This window comes from Lichenifustis flavocetrariae (genome assembly GCF_026130545.1).
In the GTDB taxonomy this organism is placed as follows: domain Bacteria; phylum Pseudomonadota; class Alphaproteobacteria; order Rhizobiales; family Beijerinckiaceae; genus Lichenihabitans; species Lichenihabitans flavocetrariae.
In genome coordinates this window covers 132358-149703 of sequence record NZ_JAMOIM010000008.1, presented here as the reverse complement: position 1 = coordinate 149703, position 17346 = coordinate 132358, and the positions used below count along the sequence as shown (strand labels likewise).

Below are 17346 nucleotides of genomic sequence, written 5' to 3'. Positions count from 1 at the left end.
TACAACTCGGCGTAGGCGATCGCTCAATCGAGCGTGCGGGATAAAGCACCATGCTGGTTCAAACAAGACAGGATCGAGCATGGCGATGATCCCGAACCGCCGAAAGATCCCGCAGGCGGACGCCTCCGGATCGGCAGATCCGATCAAGCCTCACCTTTGCCGATGGTTGATGCTTCACTAAGATGACATTTGGATTCACGGGTATCGGCAATGAAAGCACTGCGTTTCGTGCTGCTCGGCCTGGCACTGGCCCTTTTTGCTGGCCTCGGCTGGCGCTTGAGCCATGTCGAGTCGACTCCTGTTCGTCCCGTTGCATCCGTTGCAAAGCCGCTTGGCGCGACGAAGCCGGATCTTGCAACCGCGCGTGAACTCGTCCTCTCCCGCATGGGCGATGCGCCAGACTACACGCCCTTTTACGATCGGTTGCGCGTCGAATTCCCTGCCGAATTCGCGAGCCTGATCGACAAGGCGGCCGCAGCGACGGCGAAGTCAGGTCACCCCCCAAACCCGGAACGCCTTCTGACGGAGGCGCTCCGCAACCTTCGCCAGACACGCGGGGTCTTGGCCGCCAAAGCGGAGGCAGAGCCACTCGGTGAAGTGTTCTCAGCGCAAAGCGCGATGCTCGACACGCTTGCCAGCCAGAATGCCGCAGTTTGCACGGACTTTTTGTATGGAGGCTCCAGCCCCGGCTTCATGGCCTTTTCTGCGACCCATCGGGCGCTGCTGGAGCGAATTGCGATGGCGGCCTTGAACGCGATCACGAGCGGCCGGGACAAGCCGGTCGACCGCGACGAGCCCTCCGGTGAGGATTTCGATCGCCTGACCGAAGCCCTCAAAGCACAACATCTGTCTGACGATCAGATTTCCGCCCTGCTCGACGGCAAAAGCTTCGACCCGCCACTTCCCGAGTCGCAAATGTGCGACGCGGGTCGCATCTACCTTCACGTTCTCAACGATATGCCGGAAGATCTCCGGTTAAGGGTCTACGCGCTTTCAGCCCAACTGCTGGCGCGGTCCTGAAGCTTCACGATGACCTCACCACCCCGATGCGAGGGCTCTTCGGTGTGATCTCTGCGGAAGCCTGAACGCTCAAGGGCCTGTCCACCGCGCGGCACGCCAGGGTCTGTCCCAACTCGCGCGCGGCGGCAGCGCCGAGGGGACAGGATCGTAACCCGCGCCGCCCCATGGCCGGCATCGACAGAAGCGTGCCGCTCCCATCCACCCCCCGTACCAGAGGCCATGCCGTGCGATAGCTTCGTCGGTGTAGCTCGAGCAGGTGGGGAGGAAACGACATTGCCTCCCGAGGACACCCGACAATGTCAGTTGATAGGCGCGGATCAGGCCATGTGCAGCAAACCTGACCACCGACTTCGTCATTTCAGGCGGTGCGCTTGAGCGTGGCGCTGCGTGCCTCGGCCGTCGTCAGGGCAGCCACTACGGCATCGAAGGTCAGCAGCGTGGAGGCGTGGCGCGCCTTATAGTCGCGGACTGGTTCCAGGACGGCCACATCGGCCCAACGCCCCTCCGGTGGCGGCGCACCCTGCTTGAGCATCGCGTGAACGGTCTCCCGTAAGATGCGGAGCTCGCTTGGAGTGCTGCCGATGATGTGGCGGGCCATGATGGCGGACGATGCTTGCCCGAGAGCGCAGGCCTTCACGTCATGCGCGAATTGGATCACAACGCCGTCGCGCACGTCGAGGTCCACCGTGACCGTTGATCCGCAAAGCCGCGAATGTGCGGTCGCGGTTCCGTCAGGATCGTTCAGTCTGCCCAGGCGCTCGATGTTACCGGCGAGCTCCAGAATACGCTTATTGTAGATTTCGCCGAGCATTCCCCACATCCCAAGCAGGACGGCACGAGGTGCATTGCGCCGCAACGGTCCTTATATAGGCGCTGTCGCGGGATCCGCGAGGCCCCGGACCGTCCGGTGGTTCCTCAGGTCTGCTCGCGCAGGAATCGTGTAATGAACGCTATTGTCACACCGAAGCCCTCGGCCGGGCTCCTACAGGAGACTACGTCAGGCGATCAACGCCGACCTACGCGTGAGGAGGCCGAGGAAGCTGTGCGGGTCCTGCTGCGCTGGGCCGGGGACGACCCGTCGCGTGAAGGTCTCATCGAAACACCGAAGCGTGTGGTGCGGGCCTATGAAGATCTCTTCGCCGGATATGCGGACGATCCTGCCGTGTACCTGTCGCGAAAGTTCGAGGATGTCGCGGGCTACGACGAGATGGTGGTTGTGCGCGATATCGGTTTCGCATCGCATTGCGAGCATCACATGATCCCGTTCATGGGTCGGGTCGATATCGGCTATTATCCGAAAGGCGGCGTCCTCGGTCTCTCCAAGCTCGCTCGCGTGGTGGACGCGTTTGCCCGGCGCCTGCAGACGCAGGAAACGATGACCGAACAGATCGCGCAAGCGATCGAGACCCATCTGCAACCAAGCGGGGTGGCCGTTATGGTCGAGGCCGAGCATCTCTGCATGTCCATGCGCGGGGTTCGCAAGCAGGGTGCGTCGACCATGACGACGAGCTTCAAAGGCCGGTTCCGCGATGCGACCGAGCAGGCGCGCTTCATCAACCTTGTGCGGACGCCACGATGAACACCGCGGACAAGCGCGATCTAGAGGAAGGTCGCAGCTTCACACCCCGCTTCGATGATGCCGGGCTGATCGTCTGTGTCACCACGGATGCGGCAAGCGGGTCGGTCCTGATGGTTGCCTACATGAATCGGCAGGCCCTCGACGCGACGCTCGCCAGCGGGATCATGACCTATTGGTCACGATCGCGCGGGAGCCTCTGGCGCAAGGGCGATACCTCCGGCCAAGTTCAGCATCTGGTCGAGCTGCGGACCGACTGCGACCAAGACGCTCTCTTGGCCAGCGTCCGGGTGGGCGGCGACGGGGGGGCATGCCACACAGGCCGGGCCTCCTGTTTCTACCGCCGCGTGAACCATACCGGTGCCAGCGTCGCCGTCCTCGAAATGACTTGAGCGCCCATTAACCTGATCGTTCCATGCTCGAAGATCCGTCGATCAGGGCACCAGCACGGCTGACAGGGTTGGGCCAAATCGGGCATGCGGATCGACCGCAGACCGTCGGTGAAGGATGTGGCGTTGCGTTTCCCATTTTGGCGGACAGACATAGATCTCCCGACCTCTTCCAATACGACCGGAGCCGCGGATCGTCGCCGCCCGAGGATCGCCCTGGCACTCGGGGCCGGAGCGGCACGCGGCTGGGCCCAAATCGGTGTCTTGCACGAGCTTTCGCAACAAGGGTTGGTGCCCGATATCGTGGTTGGCACATCGATGGGCGCTGTTGTGGGAGGCTGCTTCTGCGCCGGTCGGCTGGGTCATCTGGAGAGCTTCGCCCGCTCGCTCACCAAGCGACGTGTTTTCAGCCTGATGGATTTCACGATTTCGGGTATCGGCCTGATCAGTGGCGGTCGTCTGAAAGCCGCCCTCATCCGGGATCTCGGATCGATCAACATCGAAGATTTGCCGATCCGTTTCGCTTCCGTGGCGACCCAGATCCAGACGGGGCACGAAATCTGGCTTTCCCGCGGCGACCTCGTGGAAGCGATGCGTGCATCCTACGCTTTGCCCGGCGTGTTCGAGCCCGTTCAGATCGAGGGGCGTTGGCTGATCGATGGCGCACTCGTCAATCCGGTGCCGGTCAGCGTCTGCCGGGCGCTCGGCGCCGATGTGGTGGTGGCCATAAACCTCGTGGCCGAAACCTTGTCGCGGACAGAAGCCAATCCTTCGTTCGTTCCGGCAGAGGATGGCGCGGAGGAAAGGGGCGGCTTGCGGAGCGTGAGCCTCGATCGACAACTGACGCTGGAAGCGGGCACGACGGCCGCCCGCCTGCGGGGCGGCGTCCTGCAAACTCGCCCGACCATCACTCAGGTTCTGGTGGACGCCTTCAATATCACACAGGACCGGATCGCCCGCTCGCGCCTTGCGGGCGACCCGCCCGATGTCACCATCAATGCGCGAGTCGGGCGGATTGGACTCTTCGAATTCCACCGCGCCGCTGAATTGATCGCGATCGGACGAGAAGCCGCCCAGAAGGCGGCGCCGGAACTATCACAACTGCTCAGCTAACGTCAGCCGCCTTCGCCCAAGGACGGCATGCGGCTCAAACAGTGGTGATATATTCGAGCATCGCCTTATTTTCGTGTTCCATCTCTGAAATCCGGTACTTCACCAGATCGCCGATCGAGACGACGCCCTTGAGGCGGTTGCCTTTCGTCACGGGAAGATGGCGAAACCGACCAGCGGTCATGCGTTCCATCGCTTCGAGCACGCTTGTTTCTTCCGTCGCGGTCTCAACCCGCGATGTCATATGGTCCGACACGGGATCGTCGAGCACGGTGAGCTTGTTACGTGCCACGGCCCGGATGATGTCCCGTTCAGAGACAATGCCACACACTTTCTCTTCAGCATCGACGACGATGATCGCCCCGATATTGCGCCGATCGAGCGTCTCCGCTGTTTCACGAAGTGTCTGGTGCGGCGAAGCCGTGACGACGTCACGGCCCTTCGCCTGTAAAATAAGCGCCAGCGTCATGCGTTCCTCCAATGGCTTTGGGATCGCGTTCTTTGCGCGTTCTCCAAAGGAAGAAGCTAGGCGCCTTACAGGATCGGCGCAAGGCCGACCGGGATCGCGAAAGTCTCAATCCGGGACCGAAAAATTCGTCGAATCGGACGCAGCCTCGTCCGATGATGGCGCGACCGGCGCCACGGGATCGAACCATGCGAACAGCAGGAGTCCCGCCACGAAGCCACCGACATGCGCCTGCCAGGCAACCGGCGCATCCGTGAGACCGAACGAAACCGAGCCCGCGCCAAACAGGCTGTTGGTGACGAACCAGACCAGGATGAACGACAAGGCGCGACGATCACGAAACACCGCGCCGAGGGGCTGCGGAGCCACGGTCCGCGGATCTTGCACGCCGCGTTCATACTGGAACATGAAGCGGACGGCGGCGCCCATCATCCCGGAAACGGCTGCGGACGCGCCGATCACCGGAGCGAATCCAAAGGGGTAGCAAACCCAATGCGCGACCGCACCCCAGACGGCCGCCACCGCCATGAAAACCAAGAAGCGCCCCGCACCGAACCGACGCGCGACCGGGGTTCCAAAAGCCACCATCCACAGTCCGTTCAAACCGAGATGGGTCCACCCGCCATGCAGGAACGCGTAGGTAAGAAGCGTCCATAAGGCAGTGCCACCCCGTCTCAGGAACATGCCCGCGAGAGCCGCCTGCTGCCGGGAGGAGGGATCGCTGGACCCATTCCATGCCGTCACATGCCGCATCACGCCCACAGGATCGAACGCGAAGGTCAGCCGCCCCGGCACGAAGGCAAAACGCGCCACGAGCTCGAAATCGGCTTGGTTGGTCAGCGTGCTTCGCCACAACTGAAGGACACCCATTGTGGCCAGCAGCGTCAGCACCACGGCTGGGATGTTGAAAAAAGGCTCGGTGCGGTCCGGCTCCACGCGCATGCTCTTCGAACGATAAAGGAAGCGCATGCTTAGCCGATCGGCCTCCGCGCGGCGACGACCGTGTTTGACGACGTCTGCAAACGCTTCTGGCACCAACCCTGCTGCCCCAAGGTCGTGACGCGGCGCCGTGTCCCACCTTGGGACGAGACGCCTGTGTCGAACAGTCCGCAGGGGTCATCCATCATGAAACATTCCGCGACCCAGACGCTCTATAGCCACTGGCGATCGCTCCGCGGCGAGAGGCGCACTCCCGACCGAAACGACCTCGACCCGACCGCCATCCGCACCGTCCTGTCCTACACGTTCATGCTTGAAGTCGACAAAGGTCAACCTTTGTCACGCGACTACCCGATCCGGCTCAGCGGAACGCGCCTTGATGCCCTCTTTGGACAAGACCTCAAGGGAACATCATTCATCTCGCTTTGGCGCGGCATCGATCAGACGCAGATGCGGTTGCTGATCGCGGATGTCATGGACGACGCATGCCCGGCTTTGGTCGGATCGCGCGGAGCGCCATCCGGCTGCGCCGATGTGGCGCTCGAACTCGTGCTGCTGCCACTCCGGCACGCGGGACGCACCCACGCCCGCATCCTCTGCTGCCTTTCCCCCGCCGCGACACCGGCTTGGATCGGGCTCCAGCCAGCGGAACCGCTGACACTCGTCTCCTGGCGCATGTTGCATGACACAGCCGCCCGCGCGATTGCCCCACAATTTGGTGCGCCAAGCCCATCAGATCTCCCACCAGGCCGCCGCACCGGGCGCGGTCACCTCGTGGTCCATGAGGGAGGTAAAGGCCGCGATGTGTGCGAGGAGCAGCTTGCGCAATCTCCTTTTAACACTGCTGGTGCAAAGTCATTCGACTCGAGGCTGTCGATCCGCCATTTATGACCTCCCTTCGCAAAACTGATCTCCGACCTCAGGAACGCCGACGACATCAACGTGTCGCCGTCGTGCTTCTGGGTCGCTACATGTTGTCGGACCGACAGGAATATCCGTGTCAATCGATCGACATGTCCCCCGGCGGTCTTGCGCTCATCGCGCCCGTCATCGGCGCGATCGGAGAACGCGTTGTCTGCTATCTGGAGCAGATCGGCCGTGTTGAAGGCATCGTCATGCGGCACTTCGAGCATGGCTTCGCGCTGGGTTACAGCGTGCCGCTCATCAAACGGGAAAAGTGGGCCGACCAGCTGACTTGGCTTGCCAACCGGCAGGCGCTCGGCATGCCAGAAGATCGTCGTCATGGACGAATCGTGCCCAAACATCTGCGGACGACGATGATCTTGCCCGACGGGAGTCACACAGCCGTGCGGCTGCTCGACATCTCGATCTCCGGCGCGGCCGTCATCTCCGACCTACGGCCCCCCGTCGGCACCCTCATCACCCTGGGCACCACCGAAGGAAAGGTTGTCCGGTCCTTCGGCAACGGGATCGGTGTTCAATTTAACACAGCGCTCCCTGCGGAGCAATTCGGCGAGGATTTCGTTCTTTAGGTCGCCAGGCTCAAACCTTGCCGAACGTCTCGTCGAACGCATAACCGGCGCCGCGAACCGTGCGGATCGGATCGCGTTCACGGCCACGCGAAAGCGCCTTGCGAAGCCGGCCGACGTGAACGTCCACTGTCCGTTCATCAATCTCCGCAGAGAGGCCCCAGACACCATCGAGCAACTGGGCACGCGAGAAGACTCGGCCCGGGCGCTCCATCAAGTAGTCCAGGAGGCGAAACTCGGTTGGCCCGAGATTGATGTCGCGGTTGCCGCGGCGCACGCGGTGCGTTTCGCGATCGAGGTCGAGATCGCCGGCCGTGAGTTTGTTAGCCAGGCGCTCGGGCCGAGACCGACGCAGCAGCGATCGCACACGCGCCATCAATTCCGGCACTGAGAAAGGCTTCACCACATAATCGTCGGCGCCGACCGAGAGGCCGCGCACCTTCTCGCCCTCTTCGCCGCGGGCGGTCAACATAATCACCGGAAGGGTTCGCGTCGTTTCGCGGGCCCGAAGGCGACGGCAGATTTCGAGACCAGAGACGCCAGGCAACATCCAGTCGAGAATGACGAGATCAGGCGGCATCTCGCTCAACCGGATCTCAGCTTCGTCCCCGCGCTCGACGCGCTCCACCGAAAACCCCTCGGCTTCCAAATTATAAGCCAGCAGGGTGCCGAGTGCTTGCTCGTCTTCCACGACGAGAATGTGCGGGGCAGCTCCCGCGGTGGGAACCCGTCCAGCATTGGAGCGCATGGTATTCATGATCGGCCGTTCCGATTGTCAGACGATGTGCTCGGGAATTGCCTCCGCCCTTTATCCAGCGGATCGCGCGTCAAGGAACCTCCGGAGTTGGACCGAAGGACCTGCCAGCAACCCAACCGAACTCGGCCACAAAGTGGCCGGCGGGCATGACGCAGATTTTTACTGCGCTGCCACCATGCGGCCTTTCGGCCGCTCGATCGGCAGCGACTCGCCGGTCGCCAGATAGACGACCGTCTCAGCGATATTCGTCGCATGATCGCCCACCCGCTCGATGTTCTTCGAGCAGAACAGCAGATGGGTGCAAAACGAGATGTTGCGTGGGTCTTCCATCATAAAGGTCAGGAGGTCGCGGAACACCGCATCTTCGAGCGAGTCGAGCTCGCCGTCGCGCGCCCATACTGAATGCGCCCGCTCGACGTCTCGTTGCGCATAGGCGTCGAGCACATCCTTCAGTTGATGAGCGGCGATGTCACTCATATGGCGCAAGCCGATCGCGGCACGCGCCACGCGCGGTTCCGTCGAAATGTTCATGGTCCGCTTGGCGATGTTTTTGGCAAGGTCGCCGATCCGTTCGAGATCGCCGGAGACCCGGATCGCGGCCACGATTTCGCGCAAGTCGACTGCCATCGGTTGCCGCCGCGCAATCGTAAGAACAGCGGATTCCTCGATTTCGCGCTGGAGAACGTCAAGCCGCGGATCCACGGCGACGACCTTTTGGGCGAGATCGGTGTCGAGCGTCGACAACGCGTCCATCGCGTCGGACAGCATATGCTCAGCCAGACCGCCCATTTCGGCGATCTTGCGGCCGAGCCCTTCGAGTTCCTGGTCGAATGAGGAAACGATGTGTTCGGACATGGCGGAGACCGCCTCCTGAATTAGCCAAAACGGCCGGTGATATAGGCTTGGGTTTGCTTGACCGACGGACTCGTGAAGATCTTACGTGTGTCGTCGAATTCGATCAGTTCGCCGAGATACATGAAGGCCGTCTTGTCTGACACGCGAGCGGCCTGCTGCATGTTGTGCGTCACGATCGCGAAAGTGAAGCGGGACTTCAACTCGTCGATCAGTTCTTCGATGCGGGCCGTCGAAATCGGGTCTAGGGCCGAGCAAGGCTCGTCGAGGAGAATGACTTCCGGGCTAAGCGCAATGGTTCGCGCAATGCAGAGCCGTTGCTGCTGCCCTCCTGAGAGGCCCAGGCCACTGGTCTGCAGCTTGTCCTTCACTTCCGGCCACAGAGCCGCCCCCTTCAAGGCCTGTTCGACACGGCCATCGAGTTCGCTCTTGGACACCTTCTCGTAGAGCCGGATGCCGAACGCGATGTTCTCGTAGATGCTCATTGGAAACGGTGTCGGCTTCTGGAACACCATGCCGACGCGGGACCGCAGTAGATTGAGATCGACGTCCGGTTTCAGGATGTTTTCGCCATCCAGCAGCACCTCACCTTCGGCGCGCTGGTTCGGGTAGAGATCGTACATGCGGTTGAGCACACGCAGAAGCGTAGACTTGCCGCAGCCCGACGGACCGATGAAGGCCGTAACTCGGTTGGGCGCGAGGGCAAGGGAAATGCCCTTCAACGACATCGTGCTTCCATAGAAGAATTTCAGGTCCCGGACAGTGATCTTCGGGGTGGCTGCGACGCGGTCATCGGTCGCTGGCATCACGTCGGTAAGGGTCATTTGGGAGTCCTTGTCGCGCCGAGCGCTCGGGCCATGATGCTGAGGAGCAGAACCGTCGCGGTGATCAGCAATGCGCCGGTCCAGGCGAGGCTCTGCCAGTCTTTGTAAGGACTGAGCGCGAATTGGAAGATGACGGTCGGCAGACTCGACATCGGTCCGGTCAGATCCGAGGAGAAGAACTGATTGTTGAGCGCGGTGAAAAGCAGCGGCGCAGTCTCGCCGCTCACGCGTGCCACCGCCAGGAGGACGCCGGTAATGAGGCCGGCACGCGCCGCCTTGTAGGCCACTTTCGTGATCACGTGGGCCCTGGGCAAACCCATGGCGGTCGCGGCCTCACGCAGCGGCCCCGGCACGAGCATCAACATGTCTTCGGTGGTGCGGGTCACGATGGGGATCACGATGATGGCGAGGGCGACCGCACCCGCGAGAGCCGAGAAATGTCCCATCGGCGCCACCAGGATCTCATAGACGAAAAGGCCGATGATGATCGAAGGGGCACTCAGAAGAATGTCGTTCAGAAAGCGCACAACACTGCTGAGCTTCGAATACCGACCGTATTCCGCCATATAGGTCCCGGCCAGCATCCCGATCGGCGTTCCGATGACCACTCCGATGACCGTCATCACGACACTGCCGTAGATGGCGTTCAAGAGACCGCCCGCACTTCCCGGCGGCGGGGTCATCTCCATGAATACGGCAGGCGAGAGGCCCGCAATCCCGTTGTAGAGAAGCGAAATCAAGATGAGCACGAGGAAGACAAGGCCGAACAGGGCCGCACCCATGCAAAGCGCCAGGAAGATGCTGTTCGAACGCCGACGCGCCGGGGGAAAAACGCTGACAATCATGGCTTAGGCACTCGCACGGTTGTTGATGCGCATCAGCAAGAGCCTCGCGATCGCCAGCACGATGAATGTGATCACAAATAGGATCAGCCCGAGGGCGATCAGAGATGAGGTGTAGATATCGCCAACGGCCTCCGTGAATTCGTTGGCGATCGACGCCGAAATCGTGGTGCCTGGCGAGAGAATAGAAGCTGAGATCTTGTGCGCGTTGCCGATCACGAAGGTGACGGCCATGGTTTCACCCAACGCCCGGCCAAGCCCTAGCATCACTCCTCCAACGATCGCGGTGCGGGAGTGTGGGATCACCACATTGGTCACGACCTCGCGTGTCGTGCATCCGATCCCGTAGGCGGCTTCCTTGAGCACGGGAGGGACCGTTTCAAAGACGTCGCGCGAAATCGAGCTGACAAAAGGCAGGACCATAACGCCGAGGATGATGCCGGCCGTGAAAATCCCAATGCCGTAAGGGGGACCGGCGAAGACCATGTTCAGCACGGGAATCGGGCCAAAAACGGTGATCAAGGCCGGCTGGACATATTGCTGCAGAAAGGGTGCGAAGACGAAGAGGCCCCAAATGCCGTAAATGATACTCGGAATACCGGCCAGCAGTTCGATCGCGATACCGATCGGCCGACGCAAGCGATAGGGGCATAGCTCCGTCAGGAAGATCGCAATACCAAGACCCACGGGAACCGCGATGACCATGGCGATCAGCGACGTCACGAGGGTCCCGTAGATCGGGGCCAGCGCGCCATATTGATCCGTTACCGGATTCCACACTTCCCGGGTCAGGAAGCTCAGTCCGAACGTCTGAAAGGCAAGCCGCGACCCTACGATGAGGGAGACGACGACACCGCCGAGCAGAACCAGAACCGCGATGGCGGCCGATCGGGTCAAGCCGGAAAACAGCGCATCCCAAGACTTGAACTTCTGAAGGCGGGCGACCCGAGTCGTTTCCCCTGACACGTGGGATGCGCTGCCACCTAGTGCGATATTGGCCAAAAACCTTCCTCCCGTTGCATCTTCCCCCCTCGGGAATACGCCGGCGACACAAGTGGAACGCACAACTGATCTACGATCAGCTCGGCTTCACTCGCATCCTAATGGTCCAGCGGGCTCAGGCACACCTGAACCCGCTGGAGAAACTGGACCCGACCTCTCGGATCAGTCGATCTTGACGCCCTTGATGTCGGTCACGATGGCCTTTTTGATCAGCGCCACGACGTTCTGCGGCATCGGGATATAGTCGAGCGCCTCGGCATCCTTGTCGCCGTGATCGAAAGCCCAGGTGAAGAACTTGACCGCTTCCTGCGAAGCCGCCGCATCAGCCGGCTGCTTGTGCATCAGGATGAAGGTCGCCGCCGTCAGGGGCCAGGATTCGGCACCGGGCTGGTCGGTCAGGATCTGATAGAAGCCGGGGGCATGAGCCCAGTCGGCGTTGGCAGCGGCCGCCGTGAAGGACGGGACGGTCGGAGCAACCACCTTTCCGTCTTTGTTCACCATCTTGGTGAAGGTCAGGTTGTTCTGCTTGGCATAGGCATATTCGATATAACCGATCGAACCCTTGGTATTGCCAACGTTGTTGGCGACACCCTCGTTGCCCTTCGCGCCGATGCCGACCGGCCATTCCACCGCGGTATTTTCACCGACCTTCGATTTCCAATCGGCCGATACTTTGGAGAGATAATCGGTGAAGTTGAAGGTGGTGCCCGACCCGTCGGAGCGATGCACGACCACGATCGCGGCTTCGGGGAGTTTCACACCCGGGTTGAGCTTGACCAAGGCAGGGTCATTCCATTTGGTGATCTTGCCCATGAAGATATCGGCCAGCGCCGGCCCATCGATCGTCAGATCGCCGCCCTTGACGCCATCAAGGTTCACGACGGGAACGATCCCGCCCATGACCATCGGCCATTGTTCCAGACCGGCCTCGTTGAGGTCCTTTTCCATCAGAGGCGCGTCGGTTGCGCCAAACGTGACGGTCTTGGCCTTGATCTGCTTGATTCCGCCACCGGAACCGATGGACTGATAATTGATGCCAGTACCGGTCTTGGCTTTGTAGTCCTGGGCCCATTTGGCATAGATCGGATAGGGAAATGTTGCGCCAGCGCCTGAGATATCAGCGGCTTTCGCGGACCATGTGCCGGCCGTCAGCGCGGCGGCAAGAAGCGCAGAACGCGCAAACCAAGTCGTGGACATAGGACATCCTGTGATGTTTTGCCGACGGCCCGCCGTGTGGCGAACCCCGGTCATCGTCGTTCTATCGGTCTAGCGTATGCTGCATACGACACTTAAGTGTCGCATCAATGACATCGTAAGCCGCTGTATTATCTTTCTTATTTGTGCAGTAGAGGGATCGACACCGAAAATGTCGACCCTTTGCCGACGATGCTGTCGAATTCGAACCGTCCACGATGATGGGCAACGATATGCTTGACGAGAGCGAGTCCGAGGCCCGTGCCGCCTTTGGCGCGGCTCTGGCCCGCGTCGATCCTATAGAAGCGCTCGGTCAGCCGCGGCAGGTGTTCGGACGCGATCCCGTCGCCTTGGTCGCGAACCGTGATCACTCCCCAGTCGCGCTTTGCTTCGACGCTGATGTCGATCCCGAGCTGACGTCCGCCGTCAATGATCGGTCCGCTGGGTTTGCCGTATTTGATGGCATTCTCAATGATGTTTTCGGCCACGCGGAGCAGCTCGTCGCGGTCCCCCTGGACCACCACCGGTGCAACGTCGAGGCGGAGCACGAGACCGCTGTCTTTGGCGAGAGGCGTCAGCGTGTCGGCAACATGAGACACCAGCCCGGAGAGGTCGACGGGGTTTGAGGGTTTGATGTGGCGTTTCTGCTCGATGCGGGACAGGGACAGAAGGTCGTCGATCAGCCGCGCCATTCTTCGGGCTTGGTCAGCCATGATGCTGAGAAATCGGGCGCGGGCGGCGGGGTCCTCGCGCGCCGGGCCCTGCAAGGTTTCCACGAAGCCGAGGAGCGATGCGAGGGGTGTCCGCAATTCATGGCTCGCGTTGGCAATGAAGTCGGCCCGCATGCGTTCGATCCGCCGTGCTTCCGTCTGGTCGTGCAGCGTGAGGACAACGGCTCGCTCGCGTCCCGGACTTTCGAGCCGGGCCACGGCCACTTCAAAAGCCCGCTCGACGGGAACGCGGTCGCGCCAGATCACCGTCTCGGGACCCCCGCCTCCATCGACGCGCCGAACCGCATCGAGAACGGTCGGGTCCCGCAATGAAAGGGCGAGCGGCCCGCCCACCCGGAGACCAGACAATATCGCGGACGCCGGTGCATTGGCGGCGACGATGCGCATGTCCGAGGACAGCACCAGCACGGGTTGCGGAAGCGCCTGGACGAACGCCGCCAACAAGGCAATGTCATCTGTCATGGGCGGGGTGTCGGGAGACCTGATCAAGGGCGGCGCTCGAATCGTAGATCAACGATGTCAGCCATGGCGTCTGACACAATGATGACAGAGCGGGGTATCCTGCGGAAAGAGCGAATCAGAATGCGGGAGAACGATCAGAACGGCTTGGATGCGGCAATGATCATGCGAATGGCAACCGGCTACCTGGCTCGATATTCGGCATCGACTCATCGCTTACGCCAGGTTCTCGAACGCCGCGTCAAGCGCTGGCACGACACACGCAAGCTGCCCCACATGGATGCGTCCGAAGTGGCCAGCCTTCTCGACGAGGTGGTTCGACGGCTCAACCAGATTGGGCTTTTAGACGATACCGCCTTCGCTGTCGCTCGGACAGAGCGGCTTGTGCATAAGGGTTTGCCGCGAGCACGCGTGCGCCTCGCCTTGGCGGCCGAAGGGATCGATCCGCGCCAGGCCGAGCTCGACGCGATCATGGTTGACGACGAGGCCGCTCAGGCGCGCCGGTTCGCGGCCCGCAAACGGCTCGGCCCGTTTCGCTCCAGATCCCCTGAACTGTATCGCGACAAAGACATCCGGAGCCTGATCCGCGCAGGGTTCTCGCCGCGACACGCGATTGCTGTGGTCGATGGCGAAGGCAACCAGCAAGAATGAACTGTCACGCGAATGGCTCGGTTTGAAGGGTGACCGGGATCCGGGGACGGATCTATCGCACCCTTCAGATAAGTCCGAGTGACCGCAATTCACGCCGCAGAGGTTCAGGCATCTCCAAGACATCGTGGCCGATTCGATCGAGATCAGGCGGCGCTGCATCATGTTTCAGATAGCGCCAGCCTTGGAAGGGCCGACAGGGACGCGGGTCGACCGGGATGACCCGTGGCAACAACACGAGATGGCAGCGTCCGATTCCGGCGTCGTCCGTGAAGGGGCGGATATCTTGAAGCACCTGCCGGGCCGCGATCTGCCCCTTGATCACCCAGAACAGCGAGCCGCCGTCGAGGAGTTCGGGAGCCCGCGTCGGGACCATGCGGGTTGTGTGCTTTTGCTCGGCGATCGCGCCAAGGCGGGTACCCTCGGCCAGACGCTCGACGATCCAGCCTTCGAGGTCGGCAATCGACTCCGCACCGACGCAGAGTTTGAGAAGATGAAGCGGCATGCGGCCTGATTAGACCAGCATGGTCGCGAAGACCATGCTTCCCGATCGGCGTTTCAGATCGCCTCGTATTTGTCGATGAACCAGGGCTCCGCCTTGGCACCCTCGATCCAGGCCAGCCACGCGGGCAATGCCATCATGGCTTCCATATAGGCGCGTGTCTCCCCTTTGACCGGGATGTCATAGGTCCAGAAGCGGTTCACCACCGGAGCATACATCGCATCCGCGGCCGTGAAGGCGCCGAACAGGAAAGGACCGCCCTGCCCCCATTGTTGCCGGGTCGCGGACCATGCCGCCTCAATGCGATCGACATCGTGCCGCACGTCATCGGGGATCGCGATGGCCCGCTGTGGCCGACGGAAGTTGGTTGGGCAATGCTGGCGCAGGCGCGTGAAGCTGGCATGCATCTCGGCCGCCAGCGAGCGCGCGATGGCGCGGGCATCCGGGTCCACGGGCCAGATCGCCTTGTCCGGGAAGCGGTCGGCGATGAACTCGGCAATCGCGATCGATTCCCAGATCACGAGGTCTCCTGCCTGCAGGGCGGGAACGCGCCCGGTTGGCGAGTGCTGCTGAATGTCGACGCTCGTGGTTGCTCGGTCGAGCGGAACCACGCGTTCCGTGAATGGAATGTCGAAATGGCGCAGGAGAATCCAGGGACGTTGAGACCAAGACGAATAAGCCTTGTTCCCGATCGTGAGTGTCCAGTTCATGGCGGCGATCCTCGTGCTTCCAGGCGAAATGTCGTGGGACCGGCACGTCGCACAAGTGAAAACTCGCAATGGCTGCCATCACGATCCGTGATCCATAAGATCGCGGATCTCTCGTGCTTCGCTCAACCGGGAGCCGGAAACAAAGCCCCGATCCGTCCGGTCGCCCGATAGACCGCGAGGCCCACCCATTCGCGCAGCGCAATTGTGAAGCGGACAAACCCCAGGGTCGCGTCGCGTGGGATGAGGAAATCGGCCCACGTCCCGGAGGTGCGATAGTCGACCGGATAGGGAATAACCGGGAAGTGCACGGCGCGGAACAGTCCCATGGCGCGAGGCATGTGCGCGGCGGAAGTGACGAGGAGCCAGCGTTCGTCGGCCTTGGGGTTGATGAGCGCAAAGGTAAAGCGGGCGTTCTCGTCGGTGTTGCGAGACTGGTCCTCTGTCGTGATCCGCCCCGGTGCGACGCCCATGGAGATCCACAATTGGCGGGTGTCCTCGGCTTCGGTGCGCTGCCTCAGCAGCAAGGCACCTGACCCGCCGGAAAAGACCAGCCTGGCATTCGGAAATCGCCGAGCCAATTCGACTGCCGCCGTGACGCGCGTGGCGGCATCCACGATGGTCACCTGATGTCGCGCATCGCTGATCACCTCGTCGGTCGAGCCGCCGAGCACCACAATCCCGGTCGGTGCCGCGAAATCCGCAGACGGCTGCGGAAACCGGTCTTCCAAGGGACGCAGCAGAAGAACGCCGAGCGGGGAGAAGCCGATGAGCAGCAATGCAACGAGGGCGGCCCAGATTGCGGCCCGTCCGGTTCGGCGCCATCCCGTCGCGCCGCAGAGAAGACCAAAGATGAGCAGGAACAACATCGCGTTGAGAGGCGCGACAACAAACCAGACGATCTTGGAAACGACAAAGAACATCGCCGTTGCTCACGGCGCGTCCCAGGCGGGCGCGTCCCAGACCGGGGCGAAATCGGGCTGCACGTGACGGTCATTCTGTCGGCTCAGCCGAAAGATCGCGTCCATCTCGGACTCAGTCAGGACGAAATCGAAGACAGCCGCATTCTCAGCGATATGCGCCGGATTGGCAGACCGGGGGATCGCGACGAGGTCGGGCTGCTGCATATGCCAGCGCAAAACCACCTGGCTCGGAGTCACGCCATGCCGTTCAGCAATGCCGACGATGAGCGGGTCCGCCAGTTGCCGTCCCTGCCCCAGCGGACGATAGGCCACGAAGGCGGTGTCCCCCGCCTGGCACGCCTGGATCAGCGTGGTCTGGTCGAGGCCTGGATGATACTCGCACTGGTTCGCGAAAATGGGCCGGCGCGAGGCCTGCCGGGCCTCCCGCAACAGAGCCACGGGGAGGTTCGAAACACCCACATGGCGCGTCCAGCCACGGTCGGCGGCCTCGTTGAGAGCCGCCATCGTGTCGCTCAGCGGCACCGCGGCGTTGGGCCAGTGGATCAGAAGCAGATCCACATGATCGAGCTTGAGGCGGTCGAGGCTGGCCTCGGCCGACCGCAGCAGATCGTCCGGCCGAAGGTCGTCACGCCACACTTTCGTGGTCACAAAGAGCGTGTCCCGCGCCTGCCCGGAAGCGGCCAGGGCCGCACCGACCTCCACCTCGTTGCCGTACATCGCAGCGGTATCGATATGACGATATCCAAGGGAGAGAGCCGTCGCGACCGCCTCGCGACATGCGATGCCAGAGAGACGCCAGGTACCGAACCCGAGTCGTGGCACAACGCTGCCGTGAACCTGCAGGGTCGGAATGGCGTTCGCAGCAGTCGGCATGGTAAATCTCGCCTTGCGCGCGGGCCCGAACGACCTGCGTGG

22 protein-coding genes are annotated in these 17346 nt (G+C 62.0%); 7 read left to right on the top strand and 15 right to left on the bottom strand.

All coding sequences use genetic code 11. The features are described from left to right. Positions 1 to 210 precede the first annotated feature (210 nt). The gene (locus M8523_RS13965) at positions 211 to 1020 is read left to right on the top strand and encodes a hypothetical protein (RefSeq protein WP_282585487.1); all 810 of its coding nucleotides are present in this window, start codon (positions 211 to 213) and stop codon (positions 1018 to 1020) included. Between the two features lie 69 nt (positions 1021 to 1089). Here M8523_RS13965 and yidD read toward each other — a convergent pair whose 3' ends face one another. Both yidD and M8523_RS13955 read right to left on the bottom strand, forming a co-directional pair. Next, positions 1090 to 1377 carry a membrane protein insertion efficiency factor YidD gene (gene yidD, locus M8523_RS13960; protein ID WP_282585486.1) on the bottom strand — a complete coding sequence of 96 codons (288 nt, stop codon included), beginning with the start codon at positions 1375 to 1377 and terminating at the stop codon, positions 1090 to 1092. A gap of 1 nt (position 1378) precedes the next feature. Continuing rightward, a complete protein-coding gene (locus M8523_RS13955; protein WP_282585485.1) occupies positions 1379 to 1831 on the bottom strand; it encodes an iron-sulfur cluster assembly scaffold protein in 453 nt (150 codons plus the stop codon). A gap of 132 nt (positions 1832 to 1963) precedes the next feature. On the opposite strand from M8523_RS13955, the gene folE reads away from it, so the two are divergent. From folE to M8523_RS13940, 3 genes are all read left to right on the top strand, one after another. Beyond that, the gene (gene folE / locus M8523_RS13950) at positions 1964 to 2599 is read left to right on the top strand and encodes a GTP cyclohydrolase I FolE (RefSeq protein ID WP_282585484.1); all 636 of its coding nucleotides are present in this window, start codon (positions 1964 to 1966) and stop codon (positions 2597 to 2599) included. Beyond that, positions 2596 to 2988, top strand: a complete 393-nt coding sequence (hisI, locus tag M8523_RS13945) for a phosphoribosyl-AMP cyclohydrolase (RefSeq protein WP_282585483.1) — start codon at positions 2596 to 2598, stop codon at positions 2986 to 2988. Before folE ends, hisI begins: the two co-directional genes overlap by 4 nt. A 123-nt stretch (positions 2989 to 3111) precedes the next feature. Beyond that, complete coding sequence (locus M8523_RS13940; protein ID WP_282585482.1) at positions 3112 to 4098, top strand: patatin-like phospholipase family protein; 987 nt, start codon at positions 3112 to 3114, stop codon at positions 4096 to 4098. 34 nt (positions 4099 to 4132) lie between these two features. Here M8523_RS13940 and M8523_RS13935 read toward each other — a convergent pair whose 3' ends face one another. Continuing rightward, positions 4133 to 4564, bottom strand: a complete 432-nt coding sequence (locus M8523_RS13935) for a CBS domain-containing protein (RefSeq protein WP_282585481.1) — start codon at positions 4562 to 4564, stop codon at positions 4133 to 4135. A gap of 105 nt (positions 4565 to 4669) precedes the next feature. Then, positions 4670 to 5530, bottom strand: coding sequence for a rhomboid family intramembrane serine protease (locus tag M8523_RS13930; protein WP_282585480.1), 861 nt, complete (start codon positions 5528 to 5530; stop codon positions 4670 to 4672). A gap of 156 nt (positions 5531 to 5686) precedes the next feature. Between M8523_RS13930 and M8523_RS13925 the strand changes: the two genes are divergently transcribed. Together M8523_RS13925 and M8523_RS13920 are read left to right on the top strand one after the other, a co-directional pair. Further along, entirely contained in the window at positions 5687 to 6391 is a 705-nt protein-coding gene (locus tag M8523_RS13925) for a PAS domain-containing protein (RefSeq protein ID WP_282585479.1), read from the top strand. Then, positions 6388 to 6993 (top strand): PilZ domain-containing protein, encoded by a 606-nt coding sequence (locus tag M8523_RS13920; RefSeq protein ID WP_282585478.1) that lies wholly within the window; start codon positions 6388 to 6390, stop codon positions 6991 to 6993. Before M8523_RS13925 ends, M8523_RS13920 begins: the two co-directional genes overlap by 4 nt. A gap of 10 nt (positions 6994 to 7003) precedes the next feature. Here the strand turns inward: M8523_RS13920 and phoB are convergent, their stop codons facing one another. The 7 genes from phoB to M8523_RS13885 all read right to left on the bottom strand — a co-directional run bounded on the left by phoB (position 7004) and on the right by M8523_RS13885 (position 13654). Continuing rightward, positions 7004 to 7747: a phosphate regulon transcriptional regulator PhoB gene (gene phoB, locus M8523_RS13915; RefSeq protein ID WP_282585477.1), complete on the bottom strand. Its 744-nt coding sequence runs from the start codon at positions 7745 to 7747 to the stop codon at positions 7004 to 7006. Positions 7748 to 7906: 159 nt separating this feature from the next. Next, positions 7907 to 8602: a phosphate signaling complex protein PhoU gene (phoU, locus tag M8523_RS13910; RefSeq protein WP_282585476.1), complete on the bottom strand. Its 696-nt coding sequence runs from the start codon at positions 8600 to 8602 to the stop codon at positions 7907 to 7909. Between the two features lie 20 nt (positions 8603 to 8622). Further along, complete coding sequence (pstB, locus tag M8523_RS13905) at positions 8623 to 9423, bottom strand: phosphate ABC transporter ATP-binding protein PstB (protein ID WP_282585475.1); 801 nt, start codon at positions 9421 to 9423, stop codon at positions 8623 to 8625. Then, positions 9420 to 10268, bottom strand: coding sequence for a phosphate ABC transporter permease PstA (gene pstA / locus M8523_RS13900; protein WP_282585474.1), 849 nt, complete (start codon positions 10266 to 10268; stop codon positions 9420 to 9422). The genes pstB and pstA overlap by 4 nt, the downstream gene beginning before the upstream one ends. Before the next feature lie 3 nt (positions 10269 to 10271). Then, positions 10272 to 11231, bottom strand: a complete 960-nt coding sequence (pstC, locus tag M8523_RS13895; protein WP_428350568.1) for a phosphate ABC transporter permease subunit PstC — start codon at positions 11229 to 11231, stop codon at positions 10272 to 10274. Between the two features lie 198 nt (positions 11232 to 11429). Then, a complete protein-coding gene (gene pstS / locus M8523_RS13890) occupies positions 11430 to 12464 on the bottom strand; it encodes a phosphate ABC transporter substrate-binding protein PstS (RefSeq protein ID WP_282585473.1) in 1035 nt (344 codons plus the stop codon). Positions 12465 to 12601: 137 nt separating this feature from the next. Next, positions 12602 to 13654 carry an ATP-binding protein gene (locus tag M8523_RS13885; protein WP_282585472.1) on the bottom strand — a complete coding sequence of 351 codons (1053 nt, stop codon included), beginning with the start codon at positions 13652 to 13654 and terminating at the stop codon, positions 12602 to 12604. A gap of 120 nt (positions 13655 to 13774) precedes the next feature. Here M8523_RS13885 and M8523_RS13880 point away from each other — a divergent pair, with 120 nt between their 5' ends. Further along, entirely contained in the window at positions 13775 to 14302 is a 528-nt protein-coding gene (locus M8523_RS13880) for a RecX family transcriptional regulator (RefSeq protein WP_282585471.1), read from the top strand. A 64-nt stretch (positions 14303 to 14366) separates the two neighbouring features. Here M8523_RS13880 and M8523_RS13875 read toward each other — a convergent pair whose 3' ends face one another. The 4 genes from M8523_RS13875 to M8523_RS13860 all read right to left on the bottom strand — a co-directional run bounded on the left by M8523_RS13875 (position 14367) and on the right by M8523_RS13860 (position 17304). Beyond that, a complete protein-coding gene (locus tag M8523_RS13875) occupies positions 14367 to 14804 on the bottom strand; it encodes a DUF1489 family protein (protein ID WP_282585470.1) in 438 nt (145 codons plus the stop codon). Between the two features lie 53 nt (positions 14805 to 14857). Then, complete coding sequence (locus M8523_RS13870; RefSeq protein ID WP_282585469.1) at positions 14858 to 15511, bottom strand: glutathione S-transferase family protein; 654 nt, start codon at positions 15509 to 15511, stop codon at positions 14858 to 14860. Positions 15512 to 15633: 122 nt separating this feature from the next. After that, complete coding sequence (locus M8523_RS13865; protein ID WP_282585468.1) at positions 15634 to 16431, bottom strand: YdcF family protein; 798 nt, start codon at positions 16429 to 16431, stop codon at positions 15634 to 15636. Between the two features lie 9 nt (positions 16432 to 16440). After that, positions 16441 to 17304, bottom strand: a complete 864-nt coding sequence (locus tag M8523_RS13860) for an aldo/keto reductase (protein ID WP_282585467.1) — start codon at positions 17302 to 17304, stop codon at positions 16441 to 16443. Between the last annotated feature and the right edge of the window lie 42 nt (positions 17305 to 17346).